This is a genomic window from Aeromonas sp. 30P, assembly GCF_051919805.1.
In the GTDB taxonomy this organism is placed as follows: domain Bacteria; phylum Pseudomonadota; class Gammaproteobacteria; order Enterobacterales; family Aeromonadaceae; genus Aeromonas; species Aeromonas veronii.
This window is the reverse complement of the sequence record NZ_JBQBEA010000001.1, coordinates 3,245,374-3,267,013: the sequence shown is the minus strand read 5'-3', so window position 1 is coordinate 3,267,013 and position 21,640 is coordinate 3,245,374. Positions and strand designations below refer to the sequence as shown.

The 21,640-nt window shown below is 57.4% G+C and carries 19 protein-coding genes and 1 pseudogene; 5 read left to right on the top strand and 15 right to left on the bottom strand.

All coding sequences use genetic code 11. The features are described from left to right. The first annotated feature begins 35 nt into the window (after positions 1-35). Positions 36-425 carry a RidA family protein gene (locus ACTG2B_RS15085; protein WP_335839341.1) on the top strand — a complete coding sequence of 130 codons (390 nt, stop codon included), beginning with the start codon at positions 36-38 and terminating at the stop codon, positions 423-425. A 105-nt stretch (positions 426-530) separates the two neighbouring features. On the opposite strand, the gene ACTG2B_RS15080 is transcribed toward ACTG2B_RS15085, so the two are convergent. Beyond that, positions 531-1,742, bottom strand: coding sequence for an RsmB/NOP family class I SAM-dependent RNA methyltransferase (locus ACTG2B_RS15080; protein WP_439996283.1), 1,212 nt, complete (start codon positions 1,740-1,742; stop codon positions 531-533). A gap of 293 nt (positions 1,743-2,035) precedes the next feature. Between ACTG2B_RS15080 and pdxH the strand changes: the two are divergent. From pdxH to ACTG2B_RS15060, 4 genes and pseudogenes are all read left to right on the top strand, one after another. Next, positions 2,036-2,694, top strand: a pseudogene (gene pdxH / locus ACTG2B_RS15075) (pyridoxamine 5'-phosphate oxidase). Positions 2,695-2,730: 36 nt separating this feature from the next. Next, on the top strand, positions 2,731-3,345 hold the full coding sequence (locus tag ACTG2B_RS15070) for a glutathione S-transferase family protein (protein ID WP_429026488.1): 615 nt from the start codon (positions 2,731-2,733) through the stop codon (positions 3,343-3,345). Continuing rightward, positions 3,345-4,985, top strand: a complete 1,641-nt coding sequence (locus tag ACTG2B_RS15065; protein ID WP_439996281.1) for a GNAT family N-acetyltransferase — start codon at positions 3,345-3,347, stop codon at positions 4,983-4,985. Before ACTG2B_RS15070 ends, ACTG2B_RS15065 begins: the two co-directional genes overlap by 1 nt. Before the next feature lie 6 nt (positions 4,986-4,991). After that, complete coding sequence (locus tag ACTG2B_RS15060; protein WP_005353625.1) at positions 4,992-5,531, top strand: GNAT family N-acetyltransferase; 540 nt, start codon at positions 4,992-4,994, stop codon at positions 5,529-5,531. Between the two features lie 96 nt (positions 5,532-5,627). Here the strand turns inward: ACTG2B_RS15060 and ACTG2B_RS15055 are convergent, their stop codons facing one another. The 14 genes from ACTG2B_RS15055 to ACTG2B_RS14990 form a co-directional block, all read right to left on the bottom strand. Next, on the bottom strand, positions 5,628-6,041 hold the full coding sequence (locus ACTG2B_RS15055; protein WP_439996279.1) for a hypothetical protein: 414 nt from the start codon (positions 6,039-6,041) through the stop codon (positions 5,628-5,630). Positions 6,042-6,224: 183 nt separating this feature from the next. Next, the gene (locus tag ACTG2B_RS15050) at positions 6,225-7,355 is read right to left on the bottom strand and encodes a ribosomal protein uL16 3-hydroxylase (RefSeq protein ID WP_005334626.1); all 1,131 of its coding nucleotides are present in this window, start codon (positions 7,353-7,355) and stop codon (positions 6,225-6,227) included. 139 nt (positions 7,356-7,494) lie between these two features. Beyond that, positions 7,495-8,865: an adenylosuccinate lyase gene (gene purB / locus ACTG2B_RS15045; protein WP_088868772.1), complete on the bottom strand. Its 1,371-nt coding sequence runs from the start codon at positions 8,863-8,865 to the stop codon at positions 7,495-7,497. A gap of 129 nt (positions 8,866-8,994) precedes the next feature. Further along, complete coding sequence (hflD, locus tag ACTG2B_RS15040) at positions 8,995-9,609, bottom strand: high frequency lysogenization protein HflD (RefSeq protein WP_005334622.1); 615 nt, start codon at positions 9,607-9,609, stop codon at positions 8,995-8,997. Positions 9,610-9,632: 23 nt separating this feature from the next. Then, entirely contained in the window at positions 9,633-10,739 is a 1,107-nt protein-coding gene (gene mnmA / locus ACTG2B_RS15035; protein ID WP_439996277.1) for a tRNA 2-thiouridine(34) synthase MnmA, read from the bottom strand. 157 nt (positions 10,740-10,896) lie between these two features. Beyond that, a complete protein-coding gene (locus tag ACTG2B_RS15030; protein WP_439996275.1) occupies positions 10,897-11,388 on the bottom strand; it encodes an NUDIX hydrolase in 492 nt (163 codons plus the stop codon). Beyond that, the gene (gene rluE / locus ACTG2B_RS15025) at positions 11,388-12,314 is read right to left on the bottom strand and encodes a 23S rRNA pseudouridine(2457) synthase RluE (RefSeq protein WP_439996273.1); all 927 of its coding nucleotides are present in this window, start codon (positions 12,312-12,314) and stop codon (positions 11,388-11,390) included. Before rluE ends, ACTG2B_RS15030 begins: the two co-directional genes overlap by 1 nt. Before the next feature lie 121 nt (positions 12,315-12,435). Continuing rightward, positions 12,436-13,203: a PTS sugar transporter subunit IIA gene (locus tag ACTG2B_RS15020; RefSeq protein ID WP_439996272.1), complete on the bottom strand. Its 768-nt coding sequence runs from the start codon at positions 13,201-13,203 to the stop codon at positions 12,436-12,438. After that, the gene (locus tag ACTG2B_RS15015) at positions 13,203-13,508 is read right to left on the bottom strand and encodes a PTS fructose transporter subunit IIB (protein ID WP_421268697.1); all 306 of its coding nucleotides are present in this window, start codon (positions 13,506-13,508) and stop codon (positions 13,203-13,205) included. The genes ACTG2B_RS15020 and ACTG2B_RS15015 overlap by 1 nt, the downstream gene beginning before the upstream one ends. A 218-nt stretch (positions 13,509-13,726) precedes the next feature. Continuing rightward, complete coding sequence (gene uhpT / locus ACTG2B_RS15010; protein ID WP_005353611.1) at positions 13,727-15,133, bottom strand: hexose-6-phosphate:phosphate antiporter; 1,407 nt, start codon at positions 15,131-15,133, stop codon at positions 13,727-13,729. Positions 15,134-15,713: 580 nt separating this feature from the next. Then, complete coding sequence (locus ACTG2B_RS15005) at positions 15,714-17,621, bottom strand: PTS fructose transporter subunit IIABC (protein ID WP_439996270.1); 1,908 nt, start codon at positions 17,619-17,621, stop codon at positions 15,714-15,716. Between the two features lie 535 nt (positions 17,622-18,156). Beyond that, entirely contained in the window at positions 18,157-18,933 is a 777-nt protein-coding gene (locus tag ACTG2B_RS15000; RefSeq protein WP_042011713.1) for a phosphotransferase family protein, read from the bottom strand. Between the two features lie 11 nt (positions 18,934-18,944). Continuing rightward, positions 18,945-19,460 carry an AAA family ATPase gene (locus tag ACTG2B_RS14995; RefSeq protein ID WP_362786822.1) on the bottom strand — a complete coding sequence of 172 codons (516 nt, stop codon included), beginning with the start codon at positions 19,458-19,460 and terminating at the stop codon, positions 18,945-18,947. Positions 19,461-19,654: 194 nt separating this feature from the next. Beyond that, complete coding sequence (locus tag ACTG2B_RS14990; RefSeq protein ID WP_376899965.1) at positions 19,655-21,196, bottom strand: HNH endonuclease; 1,542 nt, start codon at positions 21,194-21,196, stop codon at positions 19,655-19,657. Positions 21,197-21,640: the final 444 nt, after the last annotated feature.

The following is a 21,640-nucleotide window of genomic DNA, read 5'->3' as shown; positions in this document are numbered from 1 at the left end:
CCTACTCTTTGTTTGTCAGCACGAGGAAGTAACAGATGCGACAGGTTATCAGTACCAAAGCGGCGCCGGGCGCCATCGGCCCCTATGTGCAGGCCACCCGGATTGGCAACATCCTCTACACCTCCGGTCAGATCCCGCTGGACCCGGTGAGCGGCGACGTTGCGGAGGGGATCGAAGCGCAGACCCTGCGCTCCCTGCAAAACGTACAGGCGATTGTCGAGGCGGCAGGTGGCGAGGTGCGCAACATCTTCAAGACCACGGTGTTTGTCTCGGATCTGAACGACTTTGCTGCGGTAAATCAGGTCTACAACGACTTCTTCACCGAGCACGATGCCATGTATCCGGCTCGCTCCTGCGTAGAAGTGGCCCGCTTGCCGAAGGATGTGAAGATTGAGATAGAGGCGATTGCTGCGCTGGAGTCCTGACGCGGCGATCCTTATCAATAAAAAGAGCGGCAGCCCGAGGGCTGCCGCTCTTTTTTATCGAACCCGCCGTGCGCGATAAGGGCGCAAGGAGCAGGTCATTCTGGATCAGGCGATCCGTTCGATACGAGCCATGTAGAAGCCGTCGAAGCCGGTCCCGGACGGGCTCACGGTGTGATCGTCACGCAGACGGAAGTTTTCGTTGGCGGCGAGGAACTTGTCCACCTGCTGGCGGTTCTCCTCGGGCAGGATGGAGCAGGTTGCATAGACCAGCAGGCCGCCGACTTTCACCATCTGGCTGTAACGCTGCAGGATCTCTTCTTGCAGCGCGACCAGCACCGGCAGACGCTCGGCGGTATCACGCCACTTGGCATCCGGATTGCGCTTGAGTACGCCTAGACCGGAGCAGGGCACGTCCAGCAGTACGCGGTCGGCGCTCTCTTTGAGGCGCTTGACGGTCTTGCTGCTGGTGATGACCCGGGTCTCCACGTTGTGGGCACCGGCGCGACGAGCGCGTTGCTTGAGGTTTTCCAGCTTCCACTCTTCCACATCCATCGCCAGCAGACGGCCTTTGCCCTGCATCATGGCGGCGATATGCAGGGTCTTGCCACCGGCACCGGCGCAGGCGTCGATAACGCGCATGCCTGGGGCAACTTCCAGCGCAGCAGCAACCAGCTGGGAGCCTGCGTCCTGCTGTTCGAAGCAACCATCGGCAAAGGCCTTGGTGCGGAACAGGGCTGCGTCGGAGGTGACCTGCAGGGCAGTCTCAACACCTTCAACCGGAATGGTGGTGACCTGCTCTTTGGCCAGCATGGCTTGCAGCTCATCACGGGTGCACTTGAGGGTGTTGACCCGCAGGTAACGCTTGGGCATCCAGGCCAGGGCGGCACGCTCGGCAGGCCAGGCTTCACCCAGCTGCTCGCTACCCAGTTTCTCCAGCCAGCTCGGGCAACCATCCATCAATACCGGGTTCTTCTTCGCCTCGGTCAGACGGCGGCGGAATGCTTCTTCATTGAAGCGATCCAGGGTCGGGTGGTTGGGCTGGGCAATTTTGTGGAAGGCGTGCCAGCTGTTCAGCAGTGGCCAGACATTCTTTTCGGCCTGACGCACCTGAATACCGGTGAGGAAACAATAGAGGCTGAGACGGCGCAGCAGGTCGCCGGTGACCAGGGCAATCCTTGCCTGTTCTTGCGGTTTGAGTTCGATGCCGGAGAAGTGACGGGCATAAGCGCGGTCGAGGGTAAGACCCTGACCGAGCACATCGTCAACAATGGCAACGACCAGATCCCCGAAACGGGGCAACAGTGGGGATTTGAGCATGAGATTAACCTTGGCCAGATAAAGATGAACCATCCGAGTAGCTGTGGATGATTCTAAAACAGATAAACCGGCGCAATGATAGGTGTAAGGGTCATGCGGTGCAAGGTGGATATATAAGGTGTTGACTGTGACTACGCCTGAAATTGGCAAGAGCAATTGCCGAAGTGTTATCTGTTCTGCGTTGGAGCAGCTCGGCTGTGTTATGGGTTGTCACTGAGAGATGAGCAGAGCACAATGCCTGCGTCACTCTCTTGATGGTCGTGGAACCATTATTTATTTGAAGGAAAATCAAGATGATGGATGTTGCTGATCTGCGTCGTGAATACTCCCGTGGCGGGCTGCACCGGGCCGTGGCGGGCTGCACCGGGCCGATCTGCCGGCCGAGCCGCTGGTGCTGTTCGAGAAGTGGTTGGCGCAGGCCTGTGAGGCCAAACTGACCGATCCCACCGCTATGGTGGTAGCGACGGTGGATGCCGATGGTCAGCCCTGGCAGCGCACTGTGCTGCTCAAGCACTACGATGCCCTGGGAATGGTCTTTTACACCAACATGGGTAGCCGCAAGGCGCAGCAGCTGGAAGGCAATCCTCGTATCAGCCTGCTCTTCCCCTGGCATACGCTCGACCGTCAGGTGCATGTGACCGGTCGGGTGGAGAAGATGAGCACCTTCGAGGTGATGAAGTATTTCCACAGCCGTCCCAAGGATAGCCAGATCGCTGCCTGGGTCTCCAAACAGTCGACCCGCATCTCGGCCCGCGGCGTGCTGGAGGCCAAGTTCCTCGAGCTAAAGCAGAAGTTTGCCAATGGCGAAGTACCGCTGCCGAGTTTCTGGGGTGGCTTCCGGGTGGTGATCGAGACGGTGGAGTTCTGGCAGGGGGGCGAGCACCGGCTGCACGACCGCTTCTACTACACCCGTGACGGGGATGGCTGGCATATCGAGCGTCTGGCTCCCTGAGCGCGCTGTTCAAATCTGTTTTCACAAGGAGTGTGTATGCATCTGTATGGTGATCTGCGTTCCGGCAACTGTTACAAGGTGTGGCTGCTGGCCCGCTGGCTAGAGCTGCCCCTTGAGTGGGTAGAGGTGGATATTCAGGCGGGGGATACCCGTACCCCCGCATTTCTGGCCATGAACCCCAACGGCAAGATCCCGGTGCTGGAGATTGGCCAGGGCGATACGCTGGCGGAATCCAACGCCATCCTCTTCTATCTGGGGCAAGGCAGTACCTTGTGGCCAACCGATCTGCGCCAGCAGGCCGAGGTGCTCAAATGGATGTTCTTTGAGCAGTACAGCCATGAGCCCTACATCGCGGTGGCCCGCTTTATCGTTCACTATCTCGGCCGACCCGAGTCGCAGGAGGCGAGGCTCGACGGTCTGAAAGCCGGTGGCGAGAAGGCGCTGGCGGTAATGGAGCAGCAGCTGAAACAGAGCCCCTACCTGTGCGGTGATGCGCCGACCATCGCCGATATCGCCCTTTATGCCTACACCCATGTGGCAGAGGAGGGGATCTTCTCTCTGCAGGGGTGGCCCGCTATCCGTAGCTGGATCGCCCGTATCGAAGCCCATCCCCGTCACCTGACGCTGCCAGCGGCCTGTCAGGCCAGCTGATGGAACTGCTGATCGAGGCTAGTCTGTGGCAACCGCAGTGGGCTGCGCTGTTGCCGCACTGGCAGCAGCAAGGTCATCGCTGGCAGCTGCTGCTGGGCAAAGAGGCGGCGGCCGCCCTCGATCAAACCGATGCACCCTGGGCGAGCAGTCCTCCTGACGGAGTGCTCTGCCCGGGGGCCCTGCTGGCTGCTTGGCTCGATGGGGATCTGCTGGCGGATTTTCATGTTGATCCCAGTCGCCAAGTCCTGATCAGCGCCTCCACCTCGCTGCTGACCCTCGCCAGGGAGCAGGGACTGCTCACCCTTGGCCCTGTGGGGGCCGATCTGCCGCTCACCCCCGAGGCCGATTTGGGCGCCGTGCTTAATCGCCTGCTGGCGCGCCGCGTGACGGTGCCGACCCTGGTTGAGAGGCATTCGCTATCAGGCGTCGTGCTGCGACCACTGCAGGCCGACGATGAGCGCGAGATAGTGCGCTACTGCAGCGACGAGGCGCTGGCGCGCTACACCCTCAATATTCCTCACCCCTATCCGCCGGAGGGGGCCCGCGACTGGCTGGCGCTCAGCTGGCGCAAGGCGGCGCTTGGCCTTGGCTGGAGCTGGGCCATCACCTTGCCAGAGGAGCAAGGTGCGGCGTTGCTTGGGGTGACCTCCCTGCACTGGAATGGCGAGCTCGCCTGGTGGGTGGGCGTGCCCTGGCAGAATCGCGGTCTGGCGACCCGGGCCGCCAGCTTGGTCAAGGAGTTTGCCTTTGATCAACTGCAACTGCCTGCGCTGACGGCTCGCCATATGCCGGACAATTTAGCCTCCGGCCGGGTGATGGCAAAAGTGGGCATGCACTATCGCGGGCGGCGCCATATCAGTGGTCGCCAGCCGTGCGAGGTGAGCTACTGGCGACTGGATCGCGCACCCTCTTTACCCAATCCCTTGCCCGAGGAAATTTCCAGCTGGCTTGCTGATGAGCGGATCGCCGTGGTGATCCTGTATGATCCCGCAACGACCAATCGGCAGAGTACCAACGGCAAGCTTGCCATCTCGCTCTTTGTGGATGAGAGGGGCGCGGGGGAGAAGCCCTGTTTTCTGCGCTGCCCGCCGCATCTTGAGAGGTTGCTGGCTCTGCACTGTTACTCCGTCGAACTGCTGGAGCAGGCCGAACCGGAGCAGTTGTCCCATCTTGGCGGCGTCTTGCTGAAAGACAGGGATGAACAGGGGCTGGCGTGGTTGCTGAAACTGGCCGCGCTGCAGCGTCAAGGGCCCGAGCTGCTTAGCCGCGAGGAGCGCGCATCACGGCGCCACTGGTTCAACCAATTGATGGCGCAGGCGCTGGGCGGCAACGGTGACTCGTCGCAGATACGCTATCAGCAGTTACGGCTGCTGGTGGAGCTGCCGGAGCTGGTCGATGAGCTGGATGGCTGTTGGCATCAAACGCCCGAACTGACCTTTGATCGGTTGGCGCGGGAGGCTCCTGCCCTCTGGCTGGCCTACCGCGAGGCGATGAACAGGGTCACCCCGGCTACGCTAACCGCCTTGCAGCAGCAGTTTGCCGCTCGTTTTCCTGAGTGCACCCTCCCATTTTTGGACAAAGGTACTCAGAATGACCAGCCGTTGTGTGGAATAATGCCCGCTCTGCTGTACGAGGAGTAATACCTGATGTTGAGAACCGAGCGCCCCGGTGACATGCTGCCGGTCTATGAGCTGCTGAGTGCCGCCTTCGGTCGTTCCGATGAGGCCGAACTGGTCAATCGCCTGCGCGAATGTGGTGCTGCCGTAGTGACCATGGTCGAAGAGGAAGAGTACGAGTTCATGGGGCACCTGATGCTAAGCCCGATCACCATTAACGGCATGGAAGGGCCCTGGCTCGGTCTGGCGCCGGTCGCGGTTCATCCCGACTGGCAAGGTCAGGGGATTGGCTCTGATCTCATCCGTGAAGGGCTTGATACGGCGCTCGAGATGGACTGGAAAGGGGTGGTAGTACTCGGGGATCCGGCCTATTACAGCCGTTTCGGTTTCCGCCCGGCCAGCGAGTTTGGCCTGCACTGCATCTATGAGGTGCCTGCCGACTGCTTTATGGCGATGGAGCTACAGGAGCGCGGTTTTGCGGGTGTGCAGGGTGAGGTGCTCTACCACCCCCTGTTTGATGAACTCCCCGACGAGCTGCCGGACGCGCAGGCAGAAGAGTCCCATTTATAGCGAGACGTCGCAGCGACAAGCTATAACGAAAAAGCCCTCATCGAGGGCTTTTTCATCTTGTATTGGTCCCTACCGGGCTTATTCGAGCAAATTGGCTCAGGCAATGATGTCGAGCTGGGTGCCCTTGCGATTATCTTCGCCCACAATGTCACCCATCTGCTGGGCGAGCGGGCTCTGCTGGAATTGCATGTAGTCACTCAGATTCTGCTGGCGCTGGTAGCGATTGGCCGCCTGATAGAGTTCAGCAGTGCTCGGGCCCGACTTGCTGTCGGTCTCCTGACCGCTGGCTTCCAGGTAGCGCTCCACCACGGCTTTATCTTGCTGGTTAGCCGTATAAGAGACCGCCAGGGTTCTGCGAGCCGTTGCTTTCTCTTCGTTCTGTGCCTGCAATTCATCCTTCTTGGTCAGTGCTTCGTTACGGGCTTGACTGACCTGCTCGGGTGTGACAGCCGGAGAGGAGGGGTATTTGCCGTAATCAGGCAGCGGCATGGGCCGGGAGGTGATTTGCATGGTGGCGCTTCTCTTTTGAACAGGTACGGACGCATGATACCCATCGATCTTAGTTCAATAAATCACCACTTGTCGGTTCATCAAGAGTGGGTTCAGCTTCACGCATCGATTGTTAATTGGACAGCATCTGAATGACAAAAAAGGCGCCATAAGGCGCCCCTTTATCCTTCGGTTACCACCGGATCAGTTGAAGAACCAGTAACCGCGGTTGACCAGACGGGTCAGCAGTTGCAGGAAGCCAGCCTGATCGGCCAGCTCTACCATGTCGGCCTGAGTGATGATGTCTTTGTCACACAGGAGCGAAATGGCTGCCGCGTCTTCGCTCTGCAGCGTCCAGGCTTCGCCGTCGATGAAGCACTGCTGGCTCTCGCCGCTAAACCAGACGGTGCGCAGGCCCGGCACCTTGATGGCAGGTTCGCCCTGGGTCAGCAGATCGGCTACCTCCTCGGCGCTATAGTCTGGCTCGACCGGATTGACGTCCAGGTCGTGCTTGGCCTCGGAGATCATGGTGCCGAACCACTCCTTGAACAGGGTCTCGTCATCGAGGGCCTGTTGCATCAGCTCGCGCAGACGGTGCAGCTCGTGTGGCTGGATCTCGCCGTGACGGGCGCGGGGCTTGAGATCGGCATCGCCGTAACGCTCGGTACGCACCTCGTTATCGATCAGGTGATCGGCAAAGGAGGAGATAAGCGCCTTGGCATCTGGTGCGCGGAAACCCACCGAGAAGTTCATGGAGGGCTCGATGGCGTAGCCTTCGTGGGGGAATCCGGGCGGAATGTAGAGGATGTCACCCGGCTCCATGATGACGTCGATGATCGCCTCGAACGGCTCGCAGTGCAGCAGGGCGGCGTGGGCGGCGAACTCGTTGAGCGGCTTGGCATCACCAACGCGCCAGTGACGCTTGCCCAGACCCTGGGTGATAAACACATCGTAATTGTCGATGTGGGGGCCAACACCCGCATGGGGGGTGGAGAAGCTCACCATCACATCGTCAAAGCGCCAGCCCGGAATGAACTGGAACGGTACCGCCAGCTCGTTCACCTCGGGAGCCCAGTGGTTGCAAGCCTGTACCAGAATGGTCCAGTTCTCTTCGCCCAGATGGTCGTAGGATTCGAAGGGACCGTGGGCGGCATCCCACTTGCCGTCGAAACGGGTGACGAGGCGGGACTCTACCACCTCTTCCATGGCCAGACCCGCCAGCTCGTCCGGGCTGATAGGGTCCTGAAAGTCGGTGAAGCCACCCTTGATAAGGAGCGGGCGCTTCTGCCAGTAGTGCTCGAGGAAGTGAGCGATATCCAGATTGAGTTCGTACATGCTGTTTCTCGTGTCTCGCAAAGAGGTTTTGCCCAAGGCAGGCTTGGGAAAAGCCACTCGGGACCCTGCCGTGGCAGGGAAAATAACAGGGGCCCTGTGGCGTATCGTGCACAGGGCCCCTTCGTCAGTAGCGGCTGGCTTACTTCAGCAGATCAACCAGACGCTGGGCGTCACCGATGTAGTTGGCCGGGGTCAGCTTCTTCAGCTCAACCTTGACAGCTTCCGGCAGCTCCAGGGTGTCGATAAAGGTACGCATCCCTTCGGCATCGACGCGGCGACCACGGGTCAGCTCCTTGAGCTTCTCGTAGGGTTTCTCGATACCGTAGCGGCGCATCACGGTCTGGATCGGCTCGGCCAGCACTTCCCAGTTGGCATCCAGATCGGCAGCCATGGCTGCGTCGTTGGCTTCCAGCTTGGAGATGCCCTTCAGGGTCGCCTGATAGGCAATCAGGGAGTAACCCACTGCCACACCCAGGTTGCGCAGCACGGTAGAGTCGGTCAGATCACGCTGCCAGCGGGAGATAGGCAGCTTGCTCGCCAGATGCTGGAACACGGCGTTGGCCAGACCCAGATTGCCTTCGGAGTTCTCGAAGTCGATGGGGTTGACCTTGTGCGGCATGGTGGAGGAGCCGATTTCCCCCGCGATGGTGCGCTGCTTGAAGTGACCCAGGGAGATGTAACCCCACACATCGCGGTCGAAGTCGATCAGGATGGTGTTGAAGCGGGCCATGGCGTCGAACAGCTCGGCGATATAGTCGTGCGGCTCGATCTGGGTGGTGTAGGGGTTCCAGGTCAGGCCCAAGGAGGTAACAAACTCCTCGGAGAACTGGTGCCAGTCCACATCCGGGTAGGCGCTGAGGTGGGCGTTGTAGTTGCCGACCGCACCGTTGATCTTGCCGAGGATCTCCACCGCCATGATCTGCTTGAACTGGCGCTCCAGACGGTAGGCGACGTTGGCCATCTCCTTGCCCATGGTGCTCGGGGTTGCCGGCTGACCGTGGGTGCGGGAGAGCAGCGGCATGTCACGGTACTCGTGAGCCAGACGCTTGATCTCGCTGATCAGCTTCTCGCAATAAGGCTTGATGACCTCTTCGCGGGCAGTTTTCAGCATCAGACCGTGGGAGTTGTTGTTGATGTCTTCCGAGGTGCAGGCGAAGTGGATGAACTCGCTGACAGCCGCCAGCTCCGGGTTCACTTCAACCTTCTCTTTGAGGAAGTACTCCACCGCTTTCACATCATGGTTGGTGGTGCGCTCGATCTGTTTGATACGGGCGGCGTCACTCTCGTTGAAGTTGCTGACGATGCCGTCGAGCAGGGCGTTGGCTGCCGCGCTCAGGGCAGGGACTTCCGGGATCCCGGCGTGGCTGGCCAGTTTTTGCAACCAGCGCACCTCGACTTCGACGCGAAAACGCAGCAGGCCGAATTCGGAGAAGATAGGGCGCAGGGCATCGGCCTTGTCGCCATAACGACCGTCAATCGGGGAAACAGCAGTCAGCGCGGACAGCTCCATGGGGTGAACTCCTGATGATTTGTGTGGGGGATCCGTATCCACTCGCACGTGGGGCTGAGTCGTCATCAAGGCGGATGTGCGGCTATTTACCCTGATGTCGACCTCGCTTGCCCGCACGCGAGCCGATGATTAGTAACGTTTGGCCAGCTCCACCATCTTCTTGCGAGCGAAGATGATTTGGGTGCGGCTGCCACCGAGCTGACGCCACAGCACGCAGGCACGAATGCCTGCCAGCAGCAGGGCGCGCACTTTGTGCTGCACCAGCGGCTGCTGCAGGAACAGCGGGGTACCCGCCACCTGGATACGCGGCCCGATGGGGCTGATAAGATCGCTGTAGATGCTCGCCATGTTGGCCAAAATCTGCTCGTCGAGCAGATCGAAGTGCTGTTGCTGGCGGCCAATCTGGCTGATCCGCTCACCCAGCATATTGAGAATGTCCTTGCGCTTGGCCAGCTTGCGCTCTAGCGCAATCAGGCTCACCACGTAGCGGGTCAGCTCGGCATTCTTCTGGCTGCCGTCGGCACCCAGCTGCTCGACCAGCGCACGGTAGCCGTCGCGAATGGCCAGATGGGTGTTGTTGAACACCTCGAGCGGCTGGCTCGGGTTGGTCACCAGAATGCTGGAGAGGCTCTCGCGCAGGGCGGCCTCGTCACAGCTGCCGTCTCGGGCCACCTTCTGCACCAGATACGCGGCCTGGCAGATGCCGGCAAAGGCCATTGTTCTGTCTTGGAATTTATCGCTCACGTCTGCTGCCTTCTGTTAAGGATTCAAACCGGATGGCTGAAACGTTGTTCGATGATGCCGCCGCCCAGACACACTTCCCCGTCGTAGAAGACGGCGGACTGGCCCGGGGTCACCGCAGCCTGTTTCTCGTCGAAGATGACCCGGATGGTCTCGTCGTCGATGGGCTGGATCAGGCAGGGAATATCCTGCTGACGGTAGCGGGTCTTGACGGTGCAGCGACGCGGCTCGCGAATGGGAGTGCGATCCACCCAGTGCAGCTGGCTGGCGATGAGGCCGTCGGAGTAGAGGCGGGGATGCTCGCCCTGCGCCACCACCAGCACGTTGCGCTCAACCTCTTTGTCGACCACATACCAGGCCTCTTCGGTGGCATCCTTTCGACCACCGATACCGAGCCCCTTGCGTTGGCCCAGGGTGTGATACATCAGACCCTGATGCTCGCCGATCACCTTGCCATCCACGGTCTCGATGTTACCGGGCTGGGCGGGCAGGAACTTGGCCAGGAAGTCCTTGAACTTGCGCTCGCCGATAAAGCAGATACCGGTGGAATCTTTCTTCTTGGCGGTGATGAGATCCATCTGCTCGGCGATGCGGCGCACCTCGGGCTTTTCCAGGTCGCCAACCGGGAACAGGCTCTGACCCACTTGCTTCTCGCTCAGGGTATAGAGGAAGTAGCTCTGATCCTTGTTGGTATCGAGACCGCGCAGCAGGCGCGGGCGGCCTGTGCTGTCGTCACGGCGCACATAGTGGCCGGTGGCGATGTAGGTGGCACCCAGCTCTTCGGCGGCAAATTCGAGGAACGCCTTGAACTTGATCTCCTTGTTGCACAGGATATCCGGGTTCGGCGTGCGGCCAGCCTTGTACTCTTCGAGGAAGTGCTCGAACACGTTGTCCCAGTACTCGGCCGCGAAGTTGATGGTGTGGAGTTTCATCCCCAGCTTGTCGCAGACGGCCTTGGCATCAGCCAAATCCTGGGCGGCAGAGCAGTACTCGTCCGTGTCGTCTTCTTCCCAGTTCTTCATGAACAAGCCTTCGACCTGATAGCCCTGCTGCTGGAGCAGGTAGGCCGAGACGGAAGAATCCACGCCGCCGGACATGCCGACGATCACCTTGATTTGGCTGTTGTCTGTCATTAGTCGAAGTTACCAGTTCGTTTAAACGGGGCGTATTCTACCAGAGTTTTGCGCCCCCGGTCACATATCCATGCCGCAGTTCCCATCAGGAGCCTGATAGCAGGAAATCGTTTTTCTGCTGTTGGCCTTTGTCACCGAAAAAGAGTGTCAAATGGCCTCATATAAAGGCCTTGAGGGCCGACAGTGGCAGCCGTGTCCCCGCCAGATAGTCCTGAATGCACTGCCATACCAAGGGGCTGCGCAGGGCCGGTTTGCATTCCGCTATTTCTTCCAGAGTGAGCCAGTGGCAAGCCAGCACATCGCCGTCAGGATCCTCTGGATGGTGCTGACCCGGCGCTTTTTCAAGGTCGAAGATGATGGCGGTGCGCACATAGGTGGCCTCGCTGTCGGCCGGTTTGTAGAGATAGGTGCCAAGCCAGGCGGTCGGCGTGGCGGTCAGCCCCGTCTCCTCTTTCAGCTCACGACAGGCCGCTTCAAGCAGGTTTTCCCCCGGCTCCACATGGCCGGCGGGTTGGTTGAAGCGGCGCAGGCCTTTTATCTCCTCCTCCACCACCAGAAAGCGCCCCTGCCACTGCACCAGGGCGGCGACCGTCAGGCGCGCCTCCATGCGGGCGTGGCTGGTGGTCGATTGCTCTGCCTGATTGCTCATCATGACTCCTTGTCGTTGCCATCGGGATTGCCCGCACGGGCGGGTCTGCGTGCCGTTCCTCGCCCGCTGCTGCGGGGTTTGCCGCTGGTCGGGTTTGAAGTTGAACGCTCGGTTGGGTGAGTGCTGTGGGGACGCTCGTCCCGTCTCGGCTGGCTGGGCCGCCGTGGCGCCTCCCCTGCCGGTTTGGCCGGTTTGGCGGTATGAGCGCCTGAACGGGATGAGGAGGGACGCGGGCGGCTGCTGGAGCTCGGCGCCAGCTCGGGGGCGGGCAGGCAGCGGCTCTCGCCGGGGGCCAGTCCATCCAGGGTCCAGTCACCGATGGCGTAGCGAATAAGGCGCAGGGTGGGGTGGCCGATATGGGCTGTCATCCGCCGTACCTGCCGGTTGCGCCCCTCGATGATCTTGATCTCCAGCCAGCTGGTGGGGATCTCCTTGCGCTCGCGGATCGGCGGATTGCGCGGCCACACCGCAGGTTCATCCATGATACGCGCCCCGGCGGGCAGGGTCATGCCGTCATTGAGCTCCACACCGGCGCGCAGGGCGGCCAGTTTCCCTTCGCTGGGGATGCCTTCCACCTGCACCCAGTAGGTCTTGGGGGTCTTCTCCCCCGGCTGGGTGAGGCGCGCCTGCAGCTTGCCGTCGTTGGTGAGCAGCAGCAGCCCCTCGCTATCGCGGTCAAGCCGGCCAGCGGCATAGATGCCGGGCTCGCTGATGTAATCCTTGAGGGTCTCGCGGCCCGCCTCGTCGGTGAACTGGCAGAGCACCATATAGGGCTTGTTCAGCAGGAGCAGCTTGCGATCCTCGGGGGCCAGCTCCGGCTTGCGCGCCGCAATGTGGCGGGATTCGGCTGGTCGGGCAGCAGGGCGGGGGGCGCCATCGCGGGCGGGACGGTTTGGCAGCGAGAGTCGGGAGCGGGCAGATTTCATCGGATAGCGGATTGGCAAGTGGGAATGGCAGCGAGTGTACCACAGGGGGCTGACGGCAGGATGAATGGGAGTGGCTGTCGTGAAGAACGCTTGGGAAATGGGGCCCGGTTACAGCCGGGAGTCAACCGAGCAGGTTTTCAATCACGATGGCTTGTCTGGCGGGGGCTGAGCTTGCTTGCAGCAGGGCGTGGCTGACCACATCGTCGATCATCGCCTGCGCCAGTCGGGTGAGGGGGCGCAGGGTCTCCCGTCCGCTACCAACCGGCACCGCCAGCAGAATAATGGTCTGCACCGGCCCTATCTGAGAGCCCCATTCTATGGGCTCTTTGCAGCTAAGCAGGGTCAGCGCTGGCTGGCTGATCCCTTCGCTCAATACATGGGGCATGGCAAGGCCGGGGCGGATGATGGTGGCCGAGACCTGCTCGCGCCGCTCTACCGCAGCGGTCAGTGTGGCGCGGTCGGTGATCAGCTCGGCGGGCAGCAGATCGATCAGATGCTCGAGCGCTTCGGCCTTGGTCACCGGTTCGGGGCTGTAGGCAAGCTGGCGCAGGGCAAAATGGTAGTCGGGCAGGGTGTTGGCCAGTCGCAACTCCGCCAGCGCGGCGGTGCGCGGGCGCACCAGTGGTTGACCCAGTTCCCCGCACCAGCAGGTGAAGGCCATGTGGGCCAGCTCGGCATCGCACCCTTCAATCTGCAACTGGCAGAGATCGCCGGGTTGGGTGGCGAGGGTCAACAGGGAGAGCTGGTTGTTGGCGGCAACGGTCTGACGCCGGGTGAGGTTGGCGCAGCGGATGGTGGATTTGAACATCCCCGCCAGCCGGTTCAACTGCTTGGCCTGGGTGATGCTCAACCCCTGCTGGCAGTAGAAGGTGATTTCGCGGGTCAGCATCAGGCCGGGATCGGCAGGGCCTTGAGTGCGGCGTTGGCATCCAGCAGCACGGTTTCCAGTCTCACCTGATGGATGGTGCAGCCGAGGAAGCGCTCTTTCTGCTCAATCTCGATATCGGAGGCAATCAGCACCAGGTCGGCGCTGGCAATATCGCGGGCGGTCAGCATGTTCTCCATGCCCATGGCGCCCTGAGTCTCGACCTTGATCTTGAGTCCCAGCCCAGTGGCGGCTTTTTGCAGGGCATCGGCAGCCATATAGGTATGGGCAATACCGGTCGGGCAAGCGGTGACGGCAACGATCTTCATCTGCTCTCTGTGATGCTGACAAGGGGGAGCAACAAGATAGCGCCAGCGGGGGGCTTTTACCAAAAGCGCATATGAAAAGTGGGATCTTGATGGGGATATGCCCGTCCCTTGAACGGCTGTGCAGGCTGATATGGGCCAGCCGGGAGTGGGATTTTCCCAAACAACAAGGGCCACCCCTGTGGGTGGCCCTGAACAATCTGCGTCTGTTGTTATGGCTATCAGGCGGTCTGGGCAGCCAGTTCGGCGGCTTTCAGTTCGCGCTTGATGCGGCGGATCTTGCGCTCTTCGGCGACCGCGACACAACCCATCAGTACCAGACAGGCGGCGGCTGCGATATCCAGCGCCGCGAAGGTGCCAGTCCAGCCGGTCAGACCGAAGATGGGGGTGCCATCGGCGATCATGCCCAGACCCAGTTTGGCGAAGCTGTCACCAATCAGGTAAGCGAAGGTGCCCTTGACGCCATCGGCTACGCTGATGCCCTGCTTGGGGACGAAGCCCACGGCGGCGACGCCGATCAGCAGTTGCGGACCAAACACCAGGAAGCCCAGGGTGAACAGGGAGCCCAGGAACATAAACTGGGTAGTCGCATGCTGGTAGAGACCCAGGGTGGCGATGATCAGCGCCAGTGCCACACAGGCAACCAGACCACGACGGCCATTGGCCAGATCGGAGAGGTAACCCCACATCAGGGTGCCGACCAGAGCGCCCACTTCGAAGAAGGTAAAGCCCTGAATGGCCACGTCTTTGGAGAAGCCCAGCTCCTGGTGGGCATAGACGGTAGACCACTGGTCGATACCGATACGCACCACGTAGAGGAAGATGTTGGCAAAGCAGAGCAGCCAGATCACCTTGTTGAGCAGCACGTACTTCACGAAGATCTGCCACTTGGTCAGCTGCTGCTCCTCGGTGGCGATATCCTCTTCGCTCGCCACTTCGTCAAACAGCTCTTCCACCTTGCCAAGGCCATAGGCTTCCGGTGAATCGCTACCAAAACGCAGGCCGATAAAGCCGACGATCAGTGCGATGATGGAAGGGAAGATAAACATGCCGAGCACGTTGCCATCAAACAGGTAGTTGGCACCGAACAGCGCCACACCGGCCGCACCGGCACCGCCCACGTTATGGGAGAGGTTCCACATGCCCAGATAGGTGCCGCGCTTGTTGCGAGGGGTCCACTTGGTGATGGTGGAGTAGCTGCAGGAGCCACCACAGCTCTGGAAGAAGCCGCTCAGGGCATAGAAGAAGATCATGAAGTAGAGGCTGAAACCGGTGCCGCCCATGCTGGCACTGAAGCCCAGCATGCAGAGCGCGGAGAGGATCAGCATCAGCGGCAGGAACTGCTTGGTGTTCTTGCCATCGGCGTAGTAGGAGACGATGGTCTTGCCCACCCCGTAGGTGATGGAGAAGCCAAGGCCGATCATGCCAAGCTCGGTCATGGAGAGACCGTACTCCTGGATCATGTCATTTTGCGCAATGTTGAAGTTCTTGCGGATCAGGTACATGGTCAAATAGCCAATAAATACAACCAGATAAGATTGCATAAACGGCTTGAACCAGAGCTTGCGCCGGGCTTCGACCGGCAGGTCGAGGGTGGGGACCCGGACCTGTTGGAGCAATTTCAACATCTTCGTTCATCCTCTGCGAGATAGACGGTATTTCCGCCGCGCCCCTCATTTGTAGATAGGTTGTTCGAGGTCACGCCACGGAAGGGGGAACGGAACGTCGGGGCTGTCAGCCGTTGCTGCGCTCGACGCTCCATCCATATAAACCCGGGCCCGGCACGGGATGACGGGGCGCATTGCCCGTCGCGGTGCGGGTCACGACATCAGGTGGGGTGACTCTAATAAGAGGGGCAAAAAATGGCTTGAGAGCCATCCCTAGTGGAGCTAGGAAATTTTCCTAGTTTTTGCGCTTTCGCGGACAAAGCGTGAGAAACATCACACCGCTGACGCCAGATTGCTGCCATTTCAGCCAGTTTGGCGCTCTGTGTGAGTGCTGGGCTGGTGGGATGGATAGGCCAGAAGGGAGCCAGGGAAAGGCAAGGGGAGAGGTGAAGGCAGAGATAAGGGAAGAGTGCTTATCGACCACCATTTCGTGAGTGTCGATATTGGGGAATACGGCCCACCAGCCATCCCCAAAAAACAAGAGGCCACCCCATGGGGTGGCCTCTTTTTATGCTCTATGAGCCGCGATGGCGAGAGGGACTCAGGCCGCCTTGGCCAGAGTTATCTCATCACTCTTTTTGACCCGCAGTTTTTTCAGGGCAACCGCCACCACGCCGGTGACGATGGCACCGCAGATCATGCAGAGCAGGGCCAGCAGCGGCTTGTTGACGGCGCCCAGCAGGGCCACGATGGGGCCACCGTGGGCAACGCTGTTGGTGATGCCGAACAGGAAGGCCATCACAGCTGCGGTCATGCTGCCCAGAATGTTGGCCGGGATCACGGCCAGCGGGTCACGGGCGGCGAACGGAATCGCCCCTTCGGAGATACCCACTAGACCCATGGCTCCGGCTGCTTTGCCCGCTTCGATTTCAGAGGCATCGAAGATACCCAGCTTGCGGCCGAGCACGGTAGCCAGCGACATGCCAAGGGGCGCAGCCGGGATGGCGCAAGCCATGGCACCCATAAACTGGGTCTGACCGGAGGCGATCATGCCGACCGAGAACAGGAAGGCCACCTTGTTGACCGGGCCACCCATATCAAAGCCAGCCATACCACCCAGCACGATACCCAGTAGCACCAGACTGCCACCGCTCATGGAGAGCAGCATGGCGTTGAGGCCAGTCATCATGTCGGCAATGGGAGCGCCGATGATGAAGATGAATACCGCAGCGATAAAGAGCGACCCGACGATGGGGGCGATCAGGATCGGCACCAGCGGTTGCACCATCTTGTGGTACTGACGAGTGGCAATCCAGCGCACCAGATAACCGACCAACAGGCCCGCGATGATGGCACCGATAAAGCCGGTACCGGCGTCAGCGCCGTAGAAGCTGCCGTTGTTGGCGATCCAGCCGCCGATAAAGCCCGGTGCCAGCGCCGGACGGTCACCGATGGCGTAGGCGATATAGCCGGCCAAAATGGGGATCATCAGGGTGAAGGCGGCCACGCCGACGTTGAGGATCTGGTTCCACATGCTCCCTTCCGGGATCTGCATGCCGCTCGGGGTCGGGTTGCCGCCGATGGCGAGTGCCAGCGCAATCAACAGACCGCCGGTCACCACAAACGGGATCATGTGCGATACACCGTTCATGAGAAAACGATAGAGATCGGAACTGCCGCCCGCGCTCTTCTCTTCACCTTTTTTATCTTCTTTGCCAGCCACATAGGCGGGGGCTTTCAGGGCCTGCTCGATCAGACCCTTGCCATCCTTGATGGGGGCCTTCACGCCGGTCTTGATGAGCGGCTTGCCGGCAAAGCGGGCCATGTCCACCTGCTTGTCGCAGGCGACCACGATGGCGGTGGCGCGGGCGATCTCGTCCGCGGTCGGGCTGTTCTTGACGCCGATGGAGCCGTTGGTCTCCACCTTCACCTCATAACCCAGCTCCTTGGCGGCGCGCTCCAGCGACTCGGCCGCCAGATAGGTGTGGGCGATACCGGCCGGGCAGCCGGTGACACCGATGATAAAGCCTTTGTTGGTGGTCGGGGCCGCGCTCTGCTCCTCTTTCTTGGCCAGCAGCAGCGCCAGCGCATCGGCCGGGGTGTTGGCCGCCAGCAGCTTGGCGATAAAGCCCTCTTCGATCAGCTTGGCGGAGAGCTCGGCCAGCACCTCGATATGGTGGTTGGCGCCGCCATCGGGGGAGGCGATCATAAAGAAAATATGGGATGGCTTGCCATCTTCGGCGCCGTACTCGATGCCGTTGCGGCTGATGCCGATGGCGACCGCCGGATTGCACACCGCCGCACTCTTGGCGTGGGGCAGGGCCACGCCCTCTTCAAAGCCGGTGTTGCCCAGCTCTTCGCGGGCCCACAGATCCTTGATAAAGGCCTGCTCGTCGCTGACCTTGCCTTGCGACGCCAGCAGGCGGGCCATCTCGGTGAAGACCTCTTCCTTACGCGTCGCTTTCAAATCGAGGTTGATCAGATGTTCATTGATCAAGGTGGTGATCATGGCGCTCTCCCCGCTTCCGGTGACGGAAGCTATGCGTGAGTACGTATCGACGTACTGGATAAAAATGACCTGATCATTATCGCGGCTCGCCCGCACCCTCCCTATCGGACAAATGTGCTAATCACTGGATTTTTGTGCGCATAAAAACGAGATGTGATGAAGATCTCGTTTTCAGGCAGGACTCGCCATTTTCAGTCGGCCATCAATTTTTTCTTTAAAAACAGATGAATGCATTTATGTCAGGCTCACCGTCAGGTTTGTAATGAGCCATATCAATAAATTAATCATCAGCATGGTCTGGATTTATATGTGGTTAAACGGTGCCATCAGATGTGACCCTTCTCACAAAAAGTCGCCATTTCGCCGGGCGGATTAGGATTTTTATGCGCCTGATGGCGGAGGCCAATCGAATTGGCTGGGCGAGCGCAGAGGGGTGTTGTTTGGGAAGAAAGTGTGGTGGCAAGAGAGGGATGGCCGAAAAGAGAGATGTGATAACACGAACGTTCGAATACGCTGCGCTATTCGAACCTGCGGATTACACAATATGCGCCACCGACCCCAGCCAGTTGGGAACTTGTTGCCGATACCACTCCAGATATTGCTGTGCCTGCGGCTTCTCTCTTCTGGTCAGCAGATTGGTGACCTCAATAATCAGCCAGCACTTGGCCATGACGAGATGGCGGAGCAACCGGTCGCCAGAGAGCAGCGAACTGTGGCGCAGATAGCGTTCAATGATGGTTTCATATTCAGCCAGCGAACCCATCCGCGGCACCAGCGGGGCCAGATCGATGGCCGGACTACCATAACCAAATCGCTCCCAGTCAAACAACACCAGCTCACCATTGTCGCGGGTGCCCCAGTTTCCCTCGTTGCTATCTCCCGAAATCAGGTATGACTCCTCGAATAGTTCGTGGCCGACTTGCTGGATATGGCGGATCTTCTCGTTTACCGCTTCCGGCAGGCAGAGTACAGAGAGCGCCTCGTTGGTGTCGGCGAGCGACCAGCCGTGAGTTTTCACCGCAAAGTCGGGCTGATAGTTGGCGTTATGCAGGCAGGCCAGCTGAGCAAAGGTCTGTTCGTTGTGGTGCAGCTGCGTGAGCGTGACCGGATGAGGGATCTGCTCAAGGAACAGGGTCTCCCCTTCGACCTTGAGCAGGGAAGGAGTGTTGAGCCCGCTCAAATGCAGTGCGGCGCGTTGGTAGAAATGGCGCTCGACAGGCGATGCGCAGCTTTTTCTGATACAGGGCTTGCCATCCAGCAGCTGGATATTTACCGAAGCGCCCCCCATTTTCGCCAACTCCTGTTGCGTCATCCTCTACCCCGTTAGCTATGAGTGGTCAGTTGCGTGAGATAGCTATTTACCTCTGTGCGAGTCGTGAAATGGTGCTTGTCGTTTGGGAATCGATCAAACAACTCGTGATGGAATTGGCGGGAACTTTTACCGGCTCGCTGCCCATATTCCGATGCCCACACCAGCAGTTGTTGAAAGTTCTTTTCAGCTGCCACTGCATCGCGCTGTTTGGCACTTTCCGAGCCGCGCAACAGCAGCGAATCACGGCATACAGACCAGTCGAGATCCAGAAAGAGCAGGGTATCAGCGGCATCAAGCAGTTGCTCGGCCAGGGCACCAAATACCCCTTCGACCACCCATGATTGCTCTTGAACAAGTGTCTGAATGGCATGGTCAATCTCATGCTGGGGCCGTTTTTGGTTAAACCCGCCCGGTTGCCAGACAATGGTGTCCAGATTGACCTCGCGGATAGTTAACCGTTCAGCCAGCTGCGCCGCCAACCAGCTTTTGCCCGATCCCGAGTTGCCAATAATCAGAATACGTTTCATCTCTGGGGGCTCTTTTCTGGAACAGATATCTGGAGGCTGAAAAATAGAGGTGCAATACGCTGTGCTTATTGCACCTCTACCGAGATGGTGTTGATTACGCGAATATATGAATACTCTTCACTGGATATTTACAGCCCTCGTTTTAGTTGTTGGGTAATGTGCTAAATAGTTTGTGACGTTAAATGAAAGAAATTTTAGTTTTTAGCACCTGTATTACAGTATGGGTGCATTAGTGCACCATTAGATGCAGTTCCCTTTCCTCCATCTCGAACTCGTTGAATATGGTCAAAGCTTATTGAATTTGTATGAACAAAACCTTTGCAATGCGCGCATATCATACTTTTTGGTAATGACTCCTGAATGTAAATTTGAGATTTTATTTCCCCTGAGAATCTACTAGATGTAATTTCTATCTCATCATTACGGGATAAAAAAGAAAACTCAGAAAGAATTTGCTCAACAATATATTCATCAGTCTCTTGCTTCTGCATCATTCTAATGATTTTTAACATTACCTTGTGAATGTGCTTGTTACTTTTTAAACCACTCCCATACTTTGCATTTATGCCTGAAATAAAGTGCTTATATTTAATTAAAAATGACTCCAATCTATTTCTTATATGTAAAAAAGAAGCTAAAGATGATTTGGTTTTATTTATATCTGCTATTATATCGACCCATGCTAGAATCGCAGAATATATATGGTTCCCTCTCTTGTTGTAGAAGTATACAAGAGGGTGTAATCCTAATGATGAAGGATGTGATGAGTTAATGATTCGAAGAAATTTCAAAACGTTTTTAAGGTGATTAATGGTTTCTGAACCATCGGTATCATCCACTATAGAATCAGTCTTCCCAGAAATTTTATTGCATTTTTTTACTAAATCGAAAATAAAACTATTAGTTTGTGGGGCGTTATGTTTTTTTATCAGAGGAAGGTCTAATGTCTTTACTGGACCAGCAACCTTGGGATGGAAAATTAGTTCATGAATTTCTTTTGCTATAGACTCAATTTCTATGATTTTTTCCGGTGAAAATTTTGACCAGTACTGATGTCCATTTCCTGCTCTAATGATCGCCCTTGAAGCAATGGAAAAAGATTTTCTTCTGGATCTCAATAACTCAATTTCTGTTTCATTTATTTTTGATGCTTTTTGGTTTATTTTGAAAAAAGATTCTTCTGCTTTTTTTGAACCCCCTGTGACCCATTGCAGTTGAATGGATGTTCTGCCTAGACTAAGAGCCTTTCGCAACATATCCTGATCACCATCTAGGTTATTTATAATCGCCTGTTTGTAATCACTATATGGTTTGACTGTTCTTTTTATTTTTTCTCTGGTTTTATTGGCTATCTCTCGTTGCTCATCATCTATTTCGTTGTTGTAGAATTTTTGTGAGATAGTTCCATCTCCATAGTCATCGTTTATCCAAGCGATTAATGCTCCAAATCTATGAGCACCATCAATAACGAAGTTATATGGACCTGAATTCCATAAGATTACGGCAGGTATTAAATCGCCATCGATAAAGCTCTGGATGAATTCACAAAGTTGGTCATCACTCCAATCTGAAGTTTCACGTTGAAAGTCAGGCTTTCTTAAGCCAGCATAGAAAAACTCTCCGCGCTCTAAATCTTTCACACTTACATTTTGGTTAAATGAGGATGCATTTGATGCATTATCAATAACTTCAAAATCTTCTCTTGAAATCAAAGCATCTAGATTTACATTTGGCATTTATATCACCATATTAAAGTTTTATTTTAAATTTTCGCTAGGCTACTAATATAAAAGTATTAATTAAGTCAGATTTAATCTTTAGGAAACATTTTTAATTATGAACGAATTTGGTTTGATTAAATGTCTTTGAACAACAATGTGTTTGTAATAAAGGGGTTAACCGCACTGTCATTTCCGCCTTGTTGTTTTCTAATTTTTTCTTTTGCAGAAAATAATTTTACTGCCTCTGGCAAACATCTTCCAACCACTCATGGTAGTATTTTTAATATATATTTTTAATTAATTTGAAGCGAAGCTTGCTATTCATACCTTATGCCTACGCGGGCACGCTGGCCAAAACTACCCTCTTTTGAAGGTTATTTGTAAGTCCTAAATTACATCAGTGTGGATATATAGAGTCTTATTGATGACCTTTCTAATTATCCAGAGTGTCTGCGCTCG